The sequence below is a fragment of the Streptomyces sp. NPDC051051 genome (genome assembly GCF_040682975.1).
Classification (GTDB): domain Bacteria; phylum Actinomycetota; class Actinomycetes; order Streptomycetales; family Streptomycetaceae; genus Streptomyces.
Genome location: NZ_JBFBCB010000007.1, coordinates 68,096 through 90,485, shown reverse-complemented (window position 1 = coordinate 90,485; position 22,390 = coordinate 68,096). Strand labels below are relative to the sequence as shown.

Sequence of the window (22,390 nt, the reverse complement as noted above, 5' to 3'; positions counted from 1 at the left end):
CCGGTGCGCGCCACTGCCACCCGCCGGCCCCCCCTGGAACAGGGGGGGCCGCGCTCCTGTACCCCCGGAGGAAGTACGTAATGGAATCCCCTGCCCGCAGGCCGAGGATCGCAGTGATCGTCGCCAACGGCATCACGGGTGACTCCCGTGTCCAGAAGACAGCCGTCGCCGCGGCCCGAGACGGCTGGGACGTCACCCTGATCGGCCGGAGCGACACCAAGCGCGTCCAGCGGTCGAAGATGGGGCCGATCGACGTCATCCGGGTGCCGGTGAGTTCGGACTACCTGCGCGGTGTGAAGGTGCGCAGGGAGCGCTCCCTGCGGGCCGTGGCCACCCAGTTCCACCTTCCGGACCAGGCGGCTCTGAACCGTTACACCGCGGAGTACCGGGCCTGGGTCCGGCAGAAGTCGGCCGAGAGCAACTGGGCGAGCGCTCCGCGCCGTACGTCGATCAAGGCGGTGCTCCGGGCGCGCCGGTCGGTCCACCGGCTCCGGGTGCAGGCGTTCAAGTGGGAGCAGCGGCACAAGTCCAAGGACGACGTGGCCAGGGACTGGCGGATCGACTGGCCGCAGGTGGTCGACCTCGACCTCGCCTTCGGCCCGGTGATCGAGGAGATCGAGCCGGACGTCATCCACGCCAACGACGTGACGATGATCGCGACGGCAGCCCTCAGCGCCGCCCGGCTGCGCGCCCGGGGCCGCAAGTGCGCCTGGCTGTACGACGCGCACGAGTACGTCAAGGGCGTGGAGTGGCCGCACCCCCGCCAGGCGTACGCGCTGCCCGCGGTGGAGGCCGAGTTCATCGGCCGGGCCGACGCCGTCGTCACCGTCTCCAGCCAGATGGCGGAGCTGCTGAAGAACGACCACGGGCTGGCGACGGCGCCGCTGGTGGTCGGCAACGCGCCGGTCCGCGAGGTGATCGGGGGCGGCACGGCCGCCTCGTCGGTGCGTGCGGCCTGCGGGCTGGGTCCCGAGGTCCCGCTGATGGTCTACTCGGGCTGGATCGGTCCGGAGCGCGGCGTGGACGCCGTCATCGACGGTCTGCCGCAGCTGCCCGGCTTCCACCTCGCCCTGGTGCACGGCCGGATGACGCCCCTTCTGGAGCAACTCCTCACGCGGGCCGAGGCGCTGGGCGTACGCGACCGGATCCACCTGGTGCCGTACGTGCCGCAGCACGAGGTCGCCGACTACCTCTCCTCCGCCGACCTCGGTCTCACCCCCTTCCGGCGCGTCCCCAACTGCGAGGTGTCGCTGCCGACGAAGGTCTCCGAGTACCTCCAGGCCGGGCTGCCGCTGGTCACCAGCGACGTCAAGGTCATCAAGGCGTACGTGGAGCGGCACGGCCTCGGCGAGGTGTGGACGTGGGACGACCCCAAGACGTTCGCCGAAGCCGCCGCGCGGGCCATGGAGAACCGCGGCAAGCTCGCCGACGCGATCACCGAGGACGTCCTCACCGACCTGTCCTGGGAGGCGCAGAGCGGCAAGCTGCTGCAGCTGTACCGGGACCTGTCGAAGAAGACCCCGCCGGGCCCCCGGCCCGACGTGTCCTGGACGGTCCAGGAGACCCCGGAGGCGGTACGGACGGCGGACAACACCGGTGCCGACGGCCGTCCGCTGTGGCGCAGGCTCGGCGACACCCGGGTCCGCCTCGGTCTCGGCCCCGCCAACTACGCGGGCCAGGGCGCCGCGTTCGCGCAGGCCGTCACGCGCCGCAACCCGGACGTGTCCGCCGAGGTCGTCATGAACAAGCGGCCGGAGTCCTTCGACTACCCGGCCGACGTGTACGTGGACGCGGACCGGTTGCGCGACCTCGACGTGCAGGTCCAGCAGATGGAGCGGGTCATCGGCCGCTTCACCCATCTGCTGGTCGACGCCTTCATGCCCGTGTTCGGGCACCTCAACGGCACCAGTATCGCCGGTGACCTGGACGCCCTGAAGCAGGCCAGGATCAAGGTGGCGCTGCTCGCCCACGGCAGTGAGATCCGGCACCCCGCCGACCACATGGCGCGCCACCCCTTCTCGCTGTTCCACGACGCCCCCGACGGCATCGCGAAGAAGCTCCAGGCCAAGGTCGAGGTGAACAAGCGGATCGCGGCCGAGGCCGGACTGCCGCTCTACGTCACCACGCCCGACCTGCTGGAGGACCTCCCGACGGCGAAGTGGCTGCCGCTCGTCGTGGACGTCGACAAGTGGGCCACCGACCGCCCGGTCATGGAGCGCGAGCGGCCGCTGGTGCTGCACGCCCCGTCGAAGCGGTGGACCAAGGGCACCGACCGGATCGTGCCGGTCCTCACCGAGCTGCACGACCAGGGCGTCATCGAGTTCCGGCTCGCCGAGGGCATCCCGTGGGCCGAGATGCGCGAGCTGGTGCAGAGCTGCGACCTCGTGCTCGACCAGTTCACCACCGGCAGCTACGGCACCTTCGCCGTGGAGGCGATGGCGGCCGGCAAGCCCGTCGTCGCCTACATCAGCGACAGCGTGAAACTCGCCACGGACGGCGCCCTGCCCATCGTCAGCGCCACCCCCGAGACCCTCCGCGAGGTGCTGGAAGGCCTCGTCGGTGATCCCGAGGGCACGGCCCGGATCGGCCGGGAGTCCCTCGAGTTCGCCCGCACCTACCACGACGGCACATGGACCGCCCAGGTCCTGAGCGATTTCCTGAAGTGACCGGTTCAGAAAGGCTGTTCATGGAAGCGCAGCGCACCGACGCGCCCCGCCCGACCAAGGGCCGGGTCGTCATGCTGGTCGACAACAAGGTCGACGGCGACTCGCGCGTGCAGAAGGCCGCGGAGTCCGCGGCGGCCGCCGGCTGGGACGTGGTGCTCCTCGGCCTCGTCCGCTCGGGCAACGGGCGCACCTGGAAGCTCGGCGACGCCGAGGTGCGGCTGCTGCCGCTGAAGACGCCGCTGGCCAAGCGGCACGCCGAGCGGCACCGCTCGCCGCTGCGCCGTCCGTTCGCCTACCCGCCGGGGCCACTGGCCGCCTACCGCCGGCAGTGGGCCAAGGCGTGGCGCGCGGACCTCGCCGCCCGCCGGGCCGCCCTGAAGGTGGCGCCGCAGGCCGTGGGCAGCCCGCTGTTCCGCCGGGTCGAGAAGCTGCGCCTCGTGGTGGCCGGACCGGTCTCCCGGTTCATGCAGAAGTGGATCGAGTTCCGGGCCCGCCAGAGCAGCCAGGCGCAGAAGGCGGGCCGTGCTCTGCGCGGGCCCGTGGACCGGGCCTTCACGGCCCTGTGGAAGGCGGCCAAGGGCAGGCGTGCCTGGCGTCGCCTGGAGCCCGTGCTGTGGGACTACGAGCTGACCTACGGCAAGGAGATCGACGCCCTCAAGCCCGATCTCATCCACGCCAACGACTTCCGGATGCTCGGAGTCGGCGCCCGTGCCGCGGTGCGGGCCCGTGCCGCCGGCCGGACGGTCAAGCTGGTGTGGGACGCCCACGAGTTCCTGCCCGGGGTGCGCCCCTGGGAGGACAACGCCCACTGGATCCCCGGCAACACCGCGCACGAGAGCGAGTACGCCCCGTTCGCCGACGCCGTGGTCACCGTCTCCGAGGGCCTGGCCGACCTGCTGGTGGAGCGCCACGGCCTCAAGGAACAGCCGACCGTGGTCCTCAACGCCCCCGACCGGCCCGTCGAGCGGGACCCGGTGCTCGACGACGAGGCCGAGCCGGAGCCGGACCTGCGCGCCCTGTGCGGCATCGGACCGGACGTCCCGCTGGTCGTCTACAGCGGCTCGCCCGGCCCGCAGCGCGGTCTCGGGGACATGGTGGAGGCCCTGCCGAAGCTGGACGGCGTCCACATGGCGTTCGTCGTCCCCGCGCCGGCCGCCGGCTACATACAGGGTCTGCTGCGCCGTGCGCAGGAACTCGGCGTGGGCGACCGGCTGCACGCCGTGCCGTACGTCAAGCACTGGCAGGTGGTCCGCTTCCTGGCCGCGGCGAACGTCGGCTGCATCCCGATCCACCACTGGCCGAACCACGAGATCGCCCTGATCACGAAGTTCTTCGAGTACTCCCACGCGCGGCTGCCGCTGGTGGTCAGCGATGTGAAGACCATGTCCGAGGTGACCCGGTCCACCGGACAGGGCGAGGTCTGCCGGGCCGAGGACGTCGACGATCTCGCCCGCGCCATCAAGGCCGTACTGGCCGACCCGGAGAAGTACACGGCCGCCTACGACAAGCCCGGGCTGCTCGACACCTGGACGTGGGAGGCGCAGGCCGAGGTGCTGGACGGGCTGTACACCCGGTTGGTCTCCAGATCCTCGAAGGCGGGTTCATGAACGGGGCCGTTCCCGACGTCACTGTCGTCGTCGCCGTCTACAACACCATGCCGTACCTGACGGAGTGCCTGAACTCCCTCGTCGGGCAGAGCATCGGGCGTGACCGGCTGGAGATCGTCGCCGTCGACGACGGCTCCACCGACGACAGCGGCCGCGAACTCGACCGGTTCGCGGCGCTGTACCCGGACACCGTCAAGGTGCTCCACCAGCCCAACTCCGGTGGCCCGGCCGCGCCCAGCAACAGGGCGCTGGAAGTGGCCACCGGGCGGTACGTGTACTTCATAGGCTCCGACGACTACCTCGGCGAGGAAGCGCTGGAGCGCATGGTGAAGTGCGCCGACCGCCACGACTCGGACGTCGTGGTCGGCAAGATGGTCGGCACCAACGGCCGGTACGTCCACCAGGCGCTGTACAAGGAGAACGACCCGGACGTCAGCCTGTACGACTCCGCGCTGCCGTTCACCCTCGCCAACACCAAGCTGTTCCGCCGGGACCTCGTCGAGAAGCACAAGCTGCGCTTCCCGGAGCACCTGCCCGTGGGCAGTGACCAGCCGTTCACCATCGAGGCGTGCGTGCGCGCCCGGAAGATCTCGGTGGTGGCCGACTACATCTGCTACTTCGCGGTCAAGCGCGGCGACGCCAGCAACATCACCTACCGCGCCGACCACCTGGCGCGGCTGCGGGCCGCCGCGGAGATCATGGACTTCACCGCCGGGCTCATCGAGGCGGGCCCGAAGCGCGACGCCGTCCTGCGCCGGCACTTCACCTGGGAGCTGGCCAAGCTCGTCCAGGACGACTTCCCGACCCTGGACCGCGAGCTGCAGCGGCAGCTCTGCGCGGGCATCGCGCGGCTCGCCGACACCTACTTCACCGACGGCATCCGCGACGCCATGGACGTCAAGCGCCGGGTGCGCATCGCCCTGGCCCACGCGGGGGCGGTCGACGCGCTGTCCGAGGCGATCAGCGCCGAGCAGGAGCACGGGGCGCCGCCGTTCGTCGTCGAGGGCGGGCGGGCCTACGCCCGCTACCCCGGCTTCCGCGACCCGCTCCTCGGCCTCCCCGACCGTGTCTACGAGCTGATCGAGGAGTCGGTCCCGGGCCGCCTGGCCCAGGGCACCGAGCTGCTCGCCTCCGACTGGGAGCAGCAGGGCGACCGGCTCGCCTACACGGCGTCCGTGCGGGTACCCGTGGTCGGGCAGACGGACGCCGCGGGGGCGGTGCTGCGGCTCGCCAAGGGCGCCATGCCCAAGTCGGCCGACAAGCCGGGCGCGCGCCGGCTCAAGGTGGACCACGCGCTGCCGGCGCCGGTCGGCGAGATGCGGGTGGAGCCGGCCCAGGACGGCGCGGGCAGTGTGCTGCACGCCCGGGTGCCGCTGGAGTACGTCACCGCCAAGCGGGGCGCCCGGGTGTACCTGGACCTCGCCGGCCGGACGTACGAGATCCCGGTGCGCGGTGCGGGACTGCCCATGCCGCTCGCCCGGCGATGGGGCCGGGACGACGATCCGTACCGGGCGTCTGCCATCGTGAACGACAAGGGGCGTGTGGTGATCGACACGGCCCAGCTGTATCCCCCGAAGAGGACTTTGGTGCGGCGGGCGCTCGGGCGTCTGGCGCGGAAGGTGAAGTCCCGCTCCGTCGGCTCGAAGTCGAACGGTTCCAAGAAGTCGAAGTCGAACGGTTCCTGAAGCCGAACGGGTTCCAGAAGGAAGTAGCCACCGTCCATGAACATCTGTGTAGTAGCGCTCGGCAAGATCGGGCTTCCGCTGGCCGTGCAGTTCGCGTCCAAGGGCCACCGGGTCATCGGCGCGGACGTCAACGAGAAGGTCGTCGAGCTCGTCAACGCCGGCGTCGAGCCCTTCCCCGGTGAGCACGACCTCGACGTCAAGCTGAAGCAGGCCGTCGACGCCGGGCTGCTGAGCGCGACGACGGACACCGCGTCCGCGGTCGCCGAGAGCGAGGCCGTCGTCGTGGTCGTGCCGCTGTTCGTCGACGCCGAGGGCGTGCCGGACTTCGGCTGGATGGACTCGGCGACGAAAGCCATCGCCCAGGGCATGAAGCCGGGCACGCTCGTCTCGTACGAGACCACGCTGCCGGTCGGCACCACGCGCACCCGCTGGGCGCCGATGCTGGCCGAGGACTCCGGCCTGACCCCGGGTGAGGACTTCCACCTGGTGTTCTCCCCGGAGCGCGTCCTGACCGGCCGGGTCTTCGCGGACCTGCGCCGCTACCCGAAGCTGGTCGGCGGCATAGACGAGGCGTCGACGGCCCGCGGCGTGGAGTTCTACGAGCAGGTTCTCGACTTCGACGAGCGCGCCGACCTGCCGCAGGCCAACGGCGTGTGGGACCTGGGCACCGCGGAGGCCTCCGAGCTGGCCAAGCTCGCCGAGACCACCTACCGGGACGTCAACATCGGCCTGGCGAACCAGTTCGCGCGCTTCGCCGACAGCAACGGCATCGACGTCAAGAAGGTCATCGAGGCCTGCAACTCGCAGCCGTACAGCCACATCCACCAGCCCGGCATCGCCGTCGGCGGTCACTGCATCCCGATCTACCCGCGGATGTACCTGTGGAACGACCCGGCGGCGACCGTCGTGCGTTCCGCGCGTGAGGCGAACGCGGCGATGCCGGAGTACGCCGTGGACCTGCTGGCCGCCGCCTACGGCGACCTGACCGGGGTGAACGTGCTCGTGCTGGGCGCCGCCTACCGCGGTGGCGTGAAGGAGACCGCGTTCTCGGGCGTGTTCCCGACCGTCGAGGCGCTGAAGGCGCGCGGCGCCGTCCCGTTCGTCTCGGACCCGATGTACACGGCCGAGGAGCTGGCGGCGCACGGTCTCACCCCGCACGCGGGGGAGAAGGTCACGGCCGCGATCCTGCAGGCCGACCACGCCGAGTACCGCTCCCTGACCCCGGCCGACCTGCCGGACGTCACGGTCCTGGTCGACGGTCGTCGTACGACCGACCCGGAGGCCTGGAAGGGCGTCCGGCGGGTCGTCATCGGCGGCTGACACGTCCGACCGGACCCGTCGGACGCCTCGGAACGGCAGAAGGGCCCGGCTCAGTCGCGCGCCGCGGCCGTGTGCCGGCCGGACTCCTTGGCCAGGCGGTTGCGCAGCCACCGCTGGGACGGCTTCTCCACGAACCGGTGGACGAGCCACGCCAGCACGACCAGCACGGCCGTGGTGGTGGCCAGCGTGGCCCACGCGCCCAGGTGGCCGCCGCCGTACAGCTTGCGGATCATGGCCCAGCCCAGCTCCTCGTGGAGCAGGTAGAGCGGGTACACCAGGGCGCCGGCCGTGGTCAGCCACTTCCATTCGAGCTGGTCGAACTTGTGCAGGGCGACGGCGAGGACGACCAGGTAGAAGACGGTGACCAGGGCGAGGGCGACGTACGGCGAGCGGTCCATGCCCTGCTCGTCGCGCACGTGGTCGGCGTGCTGGATGAGGTCGCCCTGCATCACCAGCCAGCCCGCGGCGAGCAGGCCCCACAGCTTGAGGTCGGGACCGAACCGGTACATCAGGTACATCGCGATGCCGGAGACGAACAGCGCGGTGTTCAGCGGCTGGGCGAAGATGCCGACCAGCGGGATCTCCTCCTTCTGCACCAGGACGCTCGCGAGCAGCCACAGCCAGCAGAAGACGGAGACCCGGACGTAGTCCAGACCCTTCCAGAGCACCACCAGGAAGACGAGGTAGAAGGTGAGTTCCACCCACAGCGTCCAGTAGGCGCCGACCAGGTGCCGGGCCGAGAGCGGCGCCTGGACCATGGTGAGGTTGGTCAGCGACTCGCTGAAGCTCGGCGCCTTGCGCTCGCCGTCGGGCAGTCCGCGCCAGACGAGGACGGCGACGACGACCGAGAACCAGTAGGCGGGGAAGAGGCGCAGGAAGCGGGCCTGGACGAACCGGCCCGGGGTGCGGCCCCAGGCGGACAGGCAGATGACGAAGCCGCTGATGATGAAGAACAGCTGGACGCCGTACGAGCCGTAGGAGGTGTACGGGAAGATCGACGGGAACAGCGCCTTCGGGTTGATGCCCCAGTTGGCCTTGGTCGCCGCGTCCACGCCGGTGAAGTGGAAGAGCAGCACGGAGAGCGCCGCCACGACGCGCAGCGCGTCCAGCGCGTAGAGCCGCGGGGCCCGTGCGGGCGCGGGCGGCGCGGGCTCGGGCGCGTCCTCGGCGCCGGCCGCGTCCTGCGGTGCCGGAACCCTGACGTCGGTCTGAGACATGTGTCGTCCTCGTTGTGTGTCCTGGACGCCCCGCCGCGTGGTCCGGGCGCCGTCACGGGCTGGAGGACCGAGCGGCCCGGGGTGACCCGGGCCGGTTCCCACCCTCCGGGTGCTGCTCGGCTCACTCCGACTCGGTGAGCGTCCCCTCGGCCGTTTCCCGGTACAGGCGGCCGGACTTCGGGCACTCCCACACGCCGGGCCGGTCCTCGCGCGGGACCAGCCGGACGCCCTCGTGGCCGACCCAGCCGATCCGACGGGCCGGGACGCCGACGACCAGGGCGAAGTCGGGCACGTCCTTGGTGACGACGGCACCGGCCGCGACCATGGCCCAGCGGCCGATCTCGATCGGGGCGACGCACACCGACCGTGCGCCGATGGAAGCGCCGTCGGCGATCTTCACGCCGACGGCCTCCCAGTCGCCGCCGCGCTTCTGCTTGCCCTCGGGGTCCACGGAGCGGGGGTTGTGGTCGTTGGTGAGGACCACGGCGGGGCCGATGAAGACACCGTCGCCCAGCTCGGCCGGTTCGTACACCAGCGCGTAGTTCTGGAGCTTGCAGTTGTCGCCCATGCGCACGCCCGTGCCGACGTAGGCGCCACGGCCGATCACGCAGCCCTCGCCGAGGCGGGCGCCCTCGCGGACCTGCGCCAGGTCCCAGACGCTGCTGCCGGCGCCGATCTCGGCGGTGTCGTCGACCTGAGCGCTGGGCTGGACCCTGTAGTTCACTTCGATGCCTTCCGGTGTCTGACGTCCGGGCGAGCATACGGGGATCGGTCCGTCCCCCGCAGGGGTGGTCGGCCGCGGTCCCCGCGTGTGCCGGAGACGGTGGAGACGGTGTGTGTTTCCTGTGATTCTTGTCATGTTCTGGTGGTCAAGTGAACTCTTGCATGGTCACGTCACCCGCAGCGATGATCCGGTGACGTTTCTTCAAAGTCTCTTTATCTACGGGGGCAGGGCTGTGTTAACCGTGGGCAGAAAATGGCGGCACGGCGCTGCCGCAGTGGTGACGGGAGCGCTGCTGGTCTGGGGGCTCGGCACCGCCGGCACGCCGGCCGCCGCCGCGGTCGCGTGTCCGTCCGGGGTCGACTCGGACTTCAACGGCGACGGCGTCCGCGACACGGTGGTCGCCGACCCGGAGGCGACCGTCGACGGCGTGCGCCAGGCAGGTGAGATCCACGTCGTCTACGGCGGCGGAAAGGGCAGTCTGACCCTCTCCCAGGCGCTGGACGGCATTCCGGGCGGGCCCGAGACGGGTGACCGGTACGGCTACTCGCTGGCCGTCTACGACGCCGACCTCGACGGCTGCAGCGACCTGGTGGTCGGCGCCCCCTACGAGGACGTCGGCACCGTCCCCGATGCCGGATGGGTGCACCTGATCTACGGCTCCACGGCGGGACTCAACGCCGGCGGCAAGGCCGTGAAGGAGTTCGTGCAGGGCACCGACAAGCCGCTCGGCGGCGGCGCCGAGGCCGAGGACTGGGTCGGTTACGCGCTCGCGGCCGGCAAGACCTCGGCCGGCCAGCCGTACCTGCTGATCGGCTCTCCGGGGGAGTCCATCGGCACCCTCGAGGACGCCGGCGGCTTCTACTACGTCGGCGGCACCGAGCAGACGGTCACCTTCACCCACCAGGACACCGAGACCGGCGGTGCCGTGGCCGGCGTCGCGGAGCAGGACGACCGCTTCGGCTCCTCCCTCGCCGCGACCCCCACCCACTTCGCGGTCGGCACACCCGGCGAGGCGATCGGCACGACGACGTTCGCCGGCGGCGTGGCCTACTTCAACCACACGCTCACCTCCGGCTACCCGAAGCCGCTCGGCGGGCTCGCCCAGGACCAGGACGTGATCAGCGGCGCCGAGGAGGTCGGCGACCAGTTCGGCGACGCGATCGCCATGGTCCCGTACCGGGCCTCCGGCGCCACCTCCACCACCGAGTCGCTGCTCGCGGTCGGCGTCCCGGGCGAGGACCTGTCGACGACCGTCGACGCGGGCGCCGTCCAGGTGTTCAAGCTCGCGGCCAACGGCACGTTCACCCAGACCGCCTGGATCGACCAGAACACCGCCGACGTGGACCAGGAGTCCGAGGCCGGCGACTTCTTCGGCAAGCGGCTCGCCGCCGTCAACACCTCGCCCAACGCCACCTCCACGGCCACCACCACCCGCCTCGCCATCGGCGTGCCGGGTGAGGAGTCGTCCGAGGAGCACATGGAGAAGGGCGGCGTCCAGATCGTTCCGCTGGTCGGCGCGCCGGGCGCCTCCGACCAGTGGATCGACCCCGGCTACGGCATCCCGGGCACCCCCGCCCCGCGTCAGCTCGCCGGCCTCTCCCTGGCGGCCACCCCCTCGCTGCTCTACGTCGGCATGCCCTACGGCCCCGCCGAGGCCCGCGCGGTCCACGGCTTCCCGTGGAACGTGGCCTCCGGCGGCGCGCCGACGGTGACGATCAAGCCCGGTGAGGGCGGCCTGCCCGCGACCGGTGTGGCGTTCGGGACGACCGTCCGCTGACGACGCCCGCGCGGCGGTCGGCCCGGAACCGGCCGGCCGCCGCGCCACCACCCCACCCTGACCGGCCGCGCACGGCCCCCCGGTGAACGGGCCGGTGCGCCCACCCGGGCACGGCGCGTGCGGCACCCCCTTGTCGTGGCGACGTTCCGGTGACGCCCCGAGGATTGCGATCCCGGCGCGCCGGATCCGTGCCGTGGCCCCTCGACTTCCCAGACAGACATGAACCGACGGGAGAGTGGACGCGTGTCCGCAGAAAGACTCAGACCGATACGGCGCGGCCTCGTGCTGCGCGCCGCCGTCGCGGCGGCCGTCACCGGCGCCGTGGTGGCCGGCGCCGCGGCGCTCCCCGGCGGCGGCGGACCGGACCGGGGCCCCGCCCCCGTCTCGGCCGACCAGCCGCTGGTCACCGAGCAGCAGGCCATGGCCTCCGCGAAGGACAGCGGCAAGCGGGCCGAGGTCGTCGGACTGCGCACCGAGCGCAGGGAGATCTTCGCCGAGCCCGACGGCACCTTCACCGCCCGCGAGTACACCGAGCCCGTCCGCACCGTCCAGGGCGGCAAGTGGGTCTCCGTCGACCCGACGCTCGTCAGGCGCGCCGACGGCACCTGGGGCCCGAAGGCCGCCACCGTCGACCTGGCCTTCTCCGCCGGACAGGCGGGCAAGCCCTTCGTCACGATGCGGCGCGCCGGCCGCGAGTTCGCCCTGACCTGGCCGTACGGCAAGCTGCCCGCGCCCCGCGTCGACGGTGACACCGCCACCTACGCCGAGGTGCTGCCCGGCGTCGACCTGACCGTACGGGCGGAGGCGGACGGCTTCGGCCACCTGATCGTCGTCAAGACGCCCGAGGCCGCGGCCGACACCCGGCTGGCCCGGCTCGACCTCGGCATGACCACCGACGGCCTGAAGGTCGCGGAGGATGCCACGGGCGCCGTCCTGGCGAAGGACGCCGTCGTCGGCGGCACCGTCTTCCAGGCCGGGAAGCCTGCCATGTGGGACTCGGCGGCGGTCAAGGAGACGGCTGTCCGGAAGCAGGGGCCCAAGGCGGTCGCCAAGGCGCTGAAGTCGGCGGCGGCGGGCGCGGAGGCGACCCCTTCGGCAGCCCCCACCGCTGCCGCGACTCCCGCCGCCACCCCCGGACCGCAGGCCGCCCCCGAGCCCGCCCTCGAAGGCCCCGGCGGCGGCGGCCGCGTGGCCCCGCTGGGTGTCGAGGTCGGCAGGGACACGCTCACCCTCGTCCCCGACCAGAAGCTCCTCAAGGGCGCGGACACCGTCTTCCCCGTGGTCATCGACCCGATCCAGCGCACCACCTCGCGCACCTCCTGGACCGGCGTCATGTCCGGGATGCCCAGTGAGCAGGACTGGAAGTACTCGGGCAGCGCGGGCGTCGGCAAGTGCCCCACCGACTACAACCCGGTCTCCTGCAACGGCGTCGGCACCCGGCGCGTCATGTTCACGATGCCGCTCTCCTACTACAAGGGGAAGCAGATCCTGGGCGCGACCTTCTCCGCCCGCGTCGAGCACATCTACAGCGCCTCCCCGACCGCCGAGCCCATCCAGCTCTACCGGATCGGCGGCGCCAACTACAGCCTCACCTCGTCCAGCAACTGGTCCAACACCTCGGACGACTGGGATGATTACCTCCAGACCGTCGACAAGGCGATCTCCCCGACCTCCTGCTCCAGCCAGGCCAACCTGCACTTCGAGAGCGGCGCGACCGGCGAGCTGACCACCGAGGTCAAGACGGCCGCCGCGGGCGGCTGGAACGCGATGACACTGGGCCTGCGCGCGGCCGACGAGTCCCGCTTCGCGGAGTGGAAGCGGATCTGCGGCAACGCGTACCTGTCGATCAAGTACAACAACCTGCCGCGGCAGATCAAGACCTCGGACATGTCCTCGGACCCGGGCGGGGTGTGCAAGTGGGGCACGAGCCGTCCCACCACCGACGTGCCGCCGAAGCTCCAGGCCATCGCCAGCGACCCCGACCACGGCAACGGCCAGACCGACAAGGTGAAGGTCCAGTTCAAGGTGGAGTGGGGCGGGACCACACCCGGCTCCTACACGTACACCACCCCGGACTGGCTCTCCCCGACGACCAGCACCAAGTTCGTGCACACCGTCAAGTCGACGATCCCGCAGAACACCCCCATCTACTGGAGCGCGCGGGCGTACGACGGTGACGGCTACGGCCCGTGGAGCTCGGAGGGCGACACCCCGCAGCGCTGCGAGTTCACCTACGACAAGACCTGGCCGGGCAAGCCGCTCGTGCTGTCCAAGCAGTACCCGTCCGACACCGTCTACCACGACGGCGTGGGCACCTACGGCACCTTCACCTTCTCGCCGAACCCGAACGACTCCATCCCGGACAACGACGTCGTCAAGTACCAGTACTCCTTCAACGGCGCGGCGATGACCACCCTCACCCCCGCCACACCGGGCGGCGCGGTCTCCCTCCAGTGGATGCCGACCCGTTCCGGACGCCAGGTGCTGGAAGTGGTCGCCATCGACAAGGCGGCGCACGCCAGCAGCACGCCGTACGACTTCCTGGTGAGCGAGGGCAAGCCGGTCGTCGCCCAGTGGAACCTCGCCGACCAGGCCGGTGACACCGAGGCGCACGACGAGAGCGGCGAGTTCTCGGCGACCGCCGGCACCGCCGTCGCCTTCGGCGCGGACGGCCCCGGCGGCAAGGTCGACAAGGCGGCCCGCTTCGACGGCGGTACCGAGTCCTACCTCGACGCCGGCGAGACGGTGCTGGACACCGCCAAGAGCTTCAGCGTCAGCGCCTGGGTGCGGCCCACCGCCCTGGACAAGGACATGACGATCGTCAGCCAGGACGGCACCGGCGAGCCCGGCTTCACCCTCGGCTACGACGCCACCGCGAAGACCTGGAAGTTCTCCGTCCCGGTCAACGACGTGGACTCGCTCGGCGAGTGGAAGGCCGTCTCCACCGGCATCACCGTGGTCAAGGACCAGTGGGTCCTGCTCACCGGCGTGTACGACGCGCAGAAGAGCGGCGGCCCGCAGCTCCAGCTGTACATCAACAAGGACCTGAAGGGATCGGCCACCCGGCGCTCCACCTGGAAGTCGTACGGCCCGCTGCAGATCGGCCGCTCGACGGCCAAGAGCGGCTACCGCGACCACTTCACCGGTGACCTCGCCGAAATCCGCGTCTTCGACCGTGTCCTGCCGGCGGCCCAGGTCGCCGAGCTGATGACGATCATGCCGGTGCGCAAGGCCTACTGGCAGCTGGACCAGGCCACCAACGGCTCGGTGGCCGAGACCGGCGGCGGCCAGGCGCTGACCCTCGCGGGCAACGCCTCCGTCTACCGCCCGGCCGACCCGCTGTTCGACACCGCCGCCCTGGTCGGCGACGGCAACCTCGTCCTGGACGGCGACGGCGACTACGCGTCCACCGCCACCGCCCCGGTCACCGGCACCAGCAGCTTCACCGTGACCGCCCGCGCCCAGCTCACCTCGCTGGACCCGGAGAAGTCGCAGACGGTGCTGTCCCTGCCGGGCGCCAACGCCAACCGCGTCCAGGTCCGCTACCAGGCGGCGACCGGGCAGTGGGAGCTGGCGGTGGCGAAGACCGACGTGGCCACCCCCTCGGTCGTCACCTTCACCGACGATCAGGAACTCCCCGACACCGGCGGCTCCGGCCAGCACCTGGCGGTCGTCTACGACGCCTTCGCCAACTCGATCCGCCTGTACGTCGAGGGCCAGCTCGTCGCCGGCGCCTACGGCACCGACAACACCCTGTGGTCCGCCACCGGAGGTCTCCAGGTGGGCCGTTCGTTGCGCGGGGCGAGCGAGTACTTCGCCGGCGCGATCGACGAGGTGCGGGTGTACAGCGGCGCGGCCGACCCGGTCGCGGTGCAGCAGATGGCCGCGCTGACGGCCGTGACGGACATGTGACGGATCGCCAATAGCGAGGTGTGCCGGGCCCCCCAAGGCCCGGCACACCCGTCCTGCACACCTTTTCCTTCTCTCCTCTCCCTCTCCCACGATCAGGAAGTTGGCAGATGTTCTTCCGTGGCCGCTCACTGAGCCGCCGCATGCCCAGACAGACGCTCGTCGCGACAGTGATGGGACTCTCCCTCGCGCTGTCCGCGTCGTCGGTCCAGGCAGTGGTGCTCGACGACGGCGACCGGGGCCGCACCAGCCGCCCCGGCGTCCAGGACGACGGGGATCCCGCCGAGGGATCCGACGCCAAAGCGAAGAAGCGTCCCTCCGACCCGGCGCGCGAGGCCGCGGTCAAGGGCCTCGACAAGGCGGTGTGGCCCGAGCAGGGCGGCGCCGAGATGACCGTCGGCGCGGCCGCCGCCACCGAGGCCGGCGGTCTGCCGGTCAAGGTCGGCAAGGCGAAGGCGCCGGCGCGGGCCAAGGGAGCGACGGCGGCCGGCAAGATCCGCGTCGACGTCCTCGACCCGAAGCGCGCCGGGCAGCTCGGTGCCGGTGTCCTCCTCGGCGTCGAGCGTGCCGACGGCGAGGACGAGGCCGCCAAGGTCCGCCTGACCGTGGACTACTCCGAGTTCGCCGAGGGTTTCGGGGGCTCCTACGCCTCCCGCCTCCGGCTCGTGCAGCTCCCTTCCTGCGCCACGGTCGCCGTGCCCGGCAGCAAGGAGTGCCCGGAGCAGCCCAAGGCCCTGCCCACGGTCAACGACGTCGAGGCCGGCACCGTCTCCGCCGACGTGACCGCGGCTCCGGCCCCGGCCGAGGGTGTCTCCACCATGGCCGCCGAGGCGACCTCGCTGGTCGCCGTGGCGGCGGGCCCGTCCGGTGCCCAGGGCACCTACAAGGCCACGGCCCTCGCGCCGTCGTCGAGCTGGAGCGTCGCCACCTCCTCCGGCTCGTTCAACTGGAACTATCCCTTCCGGTCGGTGCCGACCCCGGGCGGTCTGACCCCGACCGTCGGCCTCGGCTACTCCTCCCAGTCGGCCGACGGCCGCACCTCGGCCACCAACAACCAGGGCTCGTGGATCGGCGAGGGCTTCTCCTACGACCCCGGCTACATCGAGCGCCGCTACAAGCCGTGCTCCGACGACGGCCACTCCGGTTCCGGTGAGCAGTGCTGGGCGTTCGAGAACGCCACGGTCATGCTCAACGGCTCCGCCGGCGAGCTGGTCAAGGACGACACCACCGGCAAGTGGCACATGTCGTCCGACGACGGCAGCAAGGTCGAGAAACTGACCGGCGCCACCAACGGCGACAACGACGGCGAGTACTGGCGCATCACCACCTCGGACGGTACCGAGTACTACTTCGGTCAGAACCGTCTGCCGGGCTGGGCCACGGGCAACGAGGAGACCAACTCCACCTGGACCGCGCCGGTCTTCGGCGACGACTCCGGCGAGCCCTGCTACAACGCCACGTTCACCAGCGCGCACTGCCAGCAGGCCTGGCGCTGGAGCCTGGACTACGTCAAGGACACCCACGGCAACGTGATGTCCTACTTCTACGACCGCGAGACCAACTACTACGCGCTCAACGGCAAGACGGACGTCAACGGCACCGCCTACCACCGCGGCGGCTACCTCAAGCGCATCGACTACGGCCAGCGCGACGGCCAGGTCTACGCGGCCAAGGCCCCGGCACGGATCGTCTTCAACACCGCCGAACGCTGCCTGCCCACCGCCGACTTCGACTGCGCGGAGAGCAAGCGCACCAAGGCGAACGCGGCTCACTGGCCGGACGTCCCGGTCGACCAGGAGTGCAAGGCGAGCACGAAGTGCACCTCGCCGGTCCAGACCTTCTGGACCACCAAGCGGCTCACCTCGGTCGTCACCCAGATGCGCAAGGACGCCACGGGCTACGACGACGTGGACGCCTGGACGCTGACGCACCTGTTCACCGACAACGGTGACGACTCCAAGACGCTGTGGCTGTCGAAGATCGAGCACGAGGGCCGCGCCGGTACGACCGCGGTCAAGCTGCCCTCCGTCGACCTGTTCGGCGAGCAGCTCGCCAACCGCGTCGACGCGATCGGCGACAACATCGCGCCGTTCCACCGCTTCCGGCTCTCCATGGTCCTCAGCGAGACCGGCGCCCAGCTCGACGTCAACTACGCGCCCACCGACTGCACCAAGGCCACGCTGCCCACGCCGGGCGAGTCCACCAAGCGCTGCTACCCCGTGAAGTGGGCCCCGCCGGGCTACCTGGAGCCGATCACCGACTGGTTCCACAAGTACGTCGTCTCCGCGGTCATCGAGACCGACCGTACCGGTGGCAGCGACGGCATGGTCACCCGCTACGAGTACCAGGGCGACGCGGCCTGGCGGAAGGCGAAGCCGGACGGCATCACCGACGCCAAGTACCTCACCTGGGGCGGCTGGCAGGGCTACGGCAAGGTCAAGGTCACCTCCGGCACCGCCGACGTGCAGAAGACGCGCGTCGACTACACGTTCATGCAGGGCATGGACGGCGACAAGGACGCCTCCGGCAACGCCCGCTCGGTGACCGTGAAGGACTCCACGGGTGCGTCGTACTCCGACGACGAGGAGTTCACCGGCCACCAGCTGGAGGTCGCCACGTACGACGGCGCCAAGCTGATCTCGAAGTCCATCCAGACCCCGTGGAAGCACTACACCGCCACCCAGACCCAGAGCTGGGGCACCACCCGCGCGGTGATCGTGCGCTCCCAGATCGGCCGCGGCTTCAACCTCCAGTCCGACGGCACATGGCTGGAGACGAAGTCCACCACGACGTACGACACGTCCAACGGCACCGGCCGGGTGCTGACGGTCGACGACCAGGGCGACGTCTCCACCACGAAGGACGACACCTGCACCCGCACCACGTACGCGGACAACACGGCGGAGAACCTGCTCGCGCTGCCCGCGCGCAGCGAGTCCGTGTCCGTGAAGTGCGCGACCACGCCCGACCGCAGGACGCAGGTCCTGGCGGACGAGCGCACCTCCTACGACGGCGGCGCGTTCGGCGCGGCACCCACCAAGGGTGACGCCACCAAGACCGAGCGCATGACGTCGCACAACGGCACCACGGCGACGTACCAGGTCACCGGCACCACGACCTACGACGCCTTCGGCCGCCCGCTGACGCAGAAGGACGCCAAGCAACAGGGCACGACGGAGCAGACGAAGACCGTCTACACCGAGACCAACGGCCTGCTGACGAAGACCGTCGTCACCAACGCCGCCGGTCACGTCACCACCACCGACTACAGCCCCGCCTGGGGCATGTCCAAGGGCCAGACCGACCCGAACGGCAAGCGGACGGACCTCGCGTACGACGCCATGGGCCGGCTGACCTCCGTCTGGCTGGCGGACCGCACGACGGCGCAGACGCCGAGCATCAAGTACTCCTACAACGTCCGCAAGGACAAGGTCACCTCGATCAAGACCGAGAAGATCGAGAACGACGGCAGCTACGGCGCCGAGTACCAGCTCTACGACAGCCTGCTGCGCCCTCGCCAGATCCAGACCGAGGGCCCGGACGGCACCCGCATGGTCGCCGACACCTGGTACGACGGCACGGGCAACGTCAGGAAGACCAACGCCACGTACAACGCGGCGGGCGTCGCCTCGGACGAACTGCTGCTCGTCAGCAACGGCCAGGTCGGCCAGCAGAGCCTCATGGAGTACGACGGCCTGGGCCGCCCGACCGCGCAGATCCTCGCCGTCGGCGGCGGTGAGCAGTGGCGCACCACGACCACCTACAACGGTGAGCTGACCAGCGTCGACCCACCGATCGGCGGCGTCCCCACCACGACGGTCACCGACGGCCAGGGCAACGTCTCGGAGATCCGCCACTACCGAGGCGCCTCACCGGCCGCCGGTGTGCCGTACGACTCGACGAAGTACACGTACACCGCCTTGGGCCAGCTGGAGACCGTCACCGACGCCAAGGGCAACGTGTGGCGGTACGAATACGACCAGCTTGGCCGGCAGACCAAGTTGATCGACCCCGACGCGGGCACCTCGCGCGTGGAGTACGACGAGCTGGACCGGCCGATCGCCGAGTACGACGGCCGGAACAAGAAGACGTCCACCGTCTACGACAGCCTCGGCCGCGTCCTGACCACCTGGCAGGGCGACGCCGACACCGGCACCAAGCTGACGGAGACCAGGTACGACAAGGCGGGCTGGCTGGGCCAGGCCTACGGCTTCCTCAGCTACACCTCGCCGACCGAGTACTTCGCCACGGCCGTCCAGTCGATGGACGAGTTCTACCGCCCGCTGAAGACCGCCTACCAGATACCCGCCTCCCAGGGCGACCTGGCCGGCACCTACGTCTACACGTCCACCTACAACCGGGACGGGACGCTCCAGACGGCCGGCATGCCGGCCGTCGGTGACCTGCCGGCGGAGGCGCTGACCTACACGTACGACAGCCTGCAGCGTCCGACGACCATGACGGGCACCACCTCGTACGTCACCAACACCGTCTACTCCGGCAAGAGCCTCGTCCAGCAGCTGGAGCTGAACACCGGCAGTGGCAAGAAGGTCTGGCAGACCTACGACTACGAGAAGGGCACCGACCGCCTCACCCGCTCGACCGTCGACGTCTACGGCGCGACGGCGCCGGCCAAGGACTCCCGGTACTCCTACGACCAGGCCGGCAACGTCCTGTCCATCGCGGACACCGCGAACTCCGCCGCGCCGGACATGCAGTGCTTCGCCTACGACGACCGCCAGCGGCTGAAGGACGCCTGGACGCCGACGGCCACTGTGACGAGTGCGGCCGGCATGGGCACCCGCGGCTCCTCCGTCCCGGTGGAGGGATCCGGCCCGGCGGCCTGTGACTCCGCCGCCGGCACGAGCGCCCTGGGCGGTCCGGCCCCCTACTGGAAGTCGTACGAGACCGATGCCATCGGCAACCGCGTCTCGGAGACGGTCCACGACATCGGGCTCGACGCCGCGAAGAACATCACCCGCAGTTACGAGTACGGCACCGCGGGCGCCCTGGGCGACGGGCCGCACCAGGTCACCAAGATCACCGAGAAGACCCCGACCGGTGACCGGCAGTCGACGTACGAGTACGACGACGCGGGCAACACCACCAAGCGCACCATCGGCGGCAACGCCCAGTCCCTGCTCTGGACCGACCAGGGCAAGCTGAGCGAGGCCACCGAGGCGAACGGCTCGAAGACCAGCTACCTCTACGACGGCTCCGGCAACCGCCTGGTGCGCAAGGCCCCGTCGGGGACGACGGTCTACCTGCCCGGCACCGAGCTGAAGCTGTCGGCCGACGGCACCAAGAAGGAGGCCACCCGCTACTACGAGTACGCCGGCCAGACGGTCGCCGTACGCACCGCGGGCAAGGTGTCCTTCATCGCCTCCGACCACCACGGCACGGGCGAGGTGGCGATCGACGCCGCGACCGGCGCGATCAGCCAGCGCCGCTCCGACCCCTTCGGCGTCGACCGCGGGGAGAAGACCGGTGTCTGGCCGGGGGAGAAGGGCTACGTCGGAGGCACGATCGACGCCTCCACCGGCCTGATCCACCTGGGGGCACGCGAGTACGACGCGGTGATCGGCAAGTTCATATCCGTCGACCCGGTCATCGACTACACGCAGCCGCAGCAGATCAACGGCTACGCGTACGCGAACAACTCGCCGGTCACGCACGCCGACCCCAGCGGCATGATCATCCCGGAGTGCCGGGAGGGCCTGATCGAGTGCCGCGGCGGTGTGCCGTACTTCCCGAAGACCGACGTCGACAAGGCGGAGTCGGAGAAGGACAAGGCGGCCTGGAACGTCACGCAGGCACAGGGGCAGCAGTCCGCGGCCAAGCAGCGCATCAAGTCCGCGGGCAAGGCCCTGGTCAAGATCGCGCGGGACATCCTCGGTGTCGACGCGGCCCTGGACTGCATCTCCAGCGGTGACGTCGGCGCCTGCGGGGAAACCCTGCTCAACATCGCCGGCAGCTTCGCGGGCGGTCTGGCGGGCAAGATCCTGGCCAAGTACGGCGCACCCTGGAAATGGGCCAAGGGCCTCAAGCTCGCCAAGCGGGTCACCAACCTGGTCGGGGACCTGATCGGCGGGGCCAAGGACCTGTGGAAGGCCAACAAGGCCGTCGGCAAGGCCCAGGCCGGGCTGGCCAAGGCCGGGGAGAAACTCGCGGCCGCCAAGAAGAAGGCGGCCGAGGCACTCAAGAAGAAGAAAAAGACCGAGTGCCACAGCTTCCTGCCCGGCACGAAGGTCCTGCTCGCCGACGGCACCACCAAGCCCATCGAGAAGGTGAGGCCCGGCGACAAGGTCGTCACGACCGTTCAGAAGACCGGCAAGGCGACGGTCCGTGAGGTCGCGGGCACCATCGTCACCGAGGACGACAAGCACTTCTCCGACCTCACGGTGAAGGTCGCCTCGGGCCAGGAGGACACGCTGGTCGCCACGACCACGCACCCCTTCTGGGTGGAGTCCGAGCAGGCGTGGATCAAGGCCGGCGACCTGAAGCCCGGCATGACCCTGCACACCCCGTCGGGCACCGAGGTCGAACTGGTCGCCAACCGTCACTTCGACCAGCGGCAGCGCACCCACGACCTGACGATCACCGGGATCCACGCGTACTACGTGCTGGCCGGCGCCACCCCGCTGCTCGTGCACAACTGCGACGGAACGGCGACCGTCACCTGGGACGAGGACCACGGCCACGCCACGATCAAGGTGGAGCTGGACGATGGTCGTGCCCTGGAGACGGAGCAGGTCATCGACGCCCCCGAGGGTGTGGAGGACTTCACCGGCTACGACACGTCGGCCCAGGTGGTGAGTGAGAAGGCGGGGCCGAACACCAAGCAGCTCACGTTCCGCCTGCCCAACGCCCGCGGGGCCATCAAGGCCCAGCTCAAGTCCATCAACGCCGATCTCGGCCCGTACAGCTACGGCAGCAACAGCTGTGTGACGTACTGCGTCGGCATTCTGAGGGCAGGCGGGGTCGACATACCCGCGGGCCGGGCCGGAGCTGCCAGACTCGGGCGTATGGCCAGGGAGATGGAGAACTGATGCTGGACGGTGAGGAGCACTGGAACGCCGTGCCGGCCGAGATCCTGCTGAGCCGGAAGGTCGGGGCGCTCCACGTGAAGCTCGTGGGTGACCTGATCTCGGTCACGGCTCAGCTGGACCTGGCCGCACGAAGCCGCCGGCCGGGCTTCGCGCTCGACGGGATCGTCGACTACGAGGAGCAGGTCGGTCCGCTGGAGGAGGCCTACCGTGCCGCCTGGCAGGCCGTGGAGGCCGCGCCCGACCGGGAGCGGCGTGTGCCGGAGCTGGACAGACTCGCCACCGCGCTGACGGCCGCGGTCGAGGGTGTCGCCGGCTTCGCCCGGCAGCGGGGAGTGGAGGTACGGCTGTACCGCTTCGGCGATACCGAGCGGTAGGCCGGCGGGTTCACGGGGCCCGGTTTGACCCCTCAAGCCGGGCCCCGTAACCTTGACCGTCG

10 protein-coding genes are annotated in these 22,390 nt (G+C 70.6%); 8 read left to right on the top strand and 2 right to left on the bottom strand.

Annotated features, from left to right (window positions below):
• Positions 1-80 precede the first annotated feature (80 nt).
• From AB0N31_RS07910 to AB0N31_RS07895, 4 genes are read left to right on the top strand one after another with little or no spacing between them, the layout of a single operon-like run.
• On the top strand, positions 81-2,666 hold the full coding sequence (locus AB0N31_RS07910) for a glycosyltransferase (protein WP_366057509.1): 2,586 nt from the start codon (positions 81-83) through the stop codon (positions 2,664-2,666).
• A gap of 20 nt (positions 2,667-2,686) precedes the next feature.
• The gene (locus AB0N31_RS07905) at positions 2,687-4,273 is read left to right on the top strand and encodes a glycosyltransferase family 4 protein (RefSeq protein ID WP_366057508.1); all 1,587 of its coding nucleotides are present in this window, start codon (positions 2,687-2,689) and stop codon (positions 4,271-4,273) included.
• Positions 4,270-5,958, top strand: a complete 1,689-nt coding sequence (locus AB0N31_RS07900) for a glycosyltransferase family 2 protein (RefSeq protein ID WP_366057506.1) — start codon at positions 4,270-4,272, stop codon at positions 5,956-5,958. The genes AB0N31_RS07905 and AB0N31_RS07900 overlap by 4 nt, the downstream gene beginning before the upstream one ends.
• 36 nt (positions 5,959-5,994) lie before the next feature.
• Entirely contained in the window at positions 5,995-7,278 is a 1,284-nt protein-coding gene (locus AB0N31_RS07895; RefSeq protein WP_366057505.1) for a nucleotide sugar dehydrogenase, read from the top strand.
• A gap of 50 nt (positions 7,279-7,328) precedes the next feature.
• On the opposite strand, the gene AB0N31_RS07890 is transcribed toward AB0N31_RS07895, so the two are convergent.
• Positions 7,329-8,495 (bottom strand): acyltransferase, encoded by a 1,167-nt coding sequence (locus AB0N31_RS07890; RefSeq protein ID WP_366057504.1) that lies wholly within the window; start codon positions 8,493-8,495, stop codon positions 7,329-7,331.
• A gap of 121 nt (positions 8,496-8,616) precedes the next feature.
• On the bottom strand, positions 8,617-9,219 hold the full coding sequence (locus AB0N31_RS07885; protein WP_366057503.1) for an acyltransferase: 603 nt from the start codon (positions 9,217-9,219) through the stop codon (positions 8,617-8,619).
• Positions 9,220-9,493: 274 nt separating this feature from the next.
• Between AB0N31_RS07885 and AB0N31_RS07880 the strand changes: the two genes are divergently transcribed.
• From AB0N31_RS07880 to AB0N31_RS07865, 4 genes are all read left to right on the top strand, one after another.
• Positions 9,494-10,996 (top strand): VCBS repeat-containing protein, encoded by a 1,503-nt coding sequence (locus AB0N31_RS07880; RefSeq protein ID WP_366057502.1) that lies wholly within the window; start codon positions 9,494-9,496, stop codon positions 10,994-10,996.
• Between the two features lie 243 nt (positions 10,997-11,239).
• Positions 11,240-14,908: a LamG domain-containing protein gene (locus tag AB0N31_RS07875; RefSeq protein ID WP_366057501.1), complete on the top strand. Its 3,669-nt coding sequence runs from the start codon at positions 11,240-11,242 to the stop codon at positions 14,906-14,908.
• A gap of 140 nt (positions 14,909-15,048) precedes the next feature.
• Positions 15,049-21,954: an RHS repeat-associated core domain-containing protein gene (locus tag AB0N31_RS07870; protein ID WP_366057500.1), complete on the top strand. Its 6,906-nt coding sequence runs from the start codon at positions 15,049-15,051 to the stop codon at positions 21,952-21,954.
• Positions 21,954-22,328, top strand: coding sequence for a hypothetical protein (locus AB0N31_RS07865; protein WP_366057499.1), 375 nt, complete (start codon positions 21,954-21,956; stop codon positions 22,326-22,328). Before AB0N31_RS07870 ends, AB0N31_RS07865 begins: the two co-directional genes overlap by 1 nt.
• The last annotated feature ends 62 nt before the right edge of the window (positions 22,329-22,390 follow it).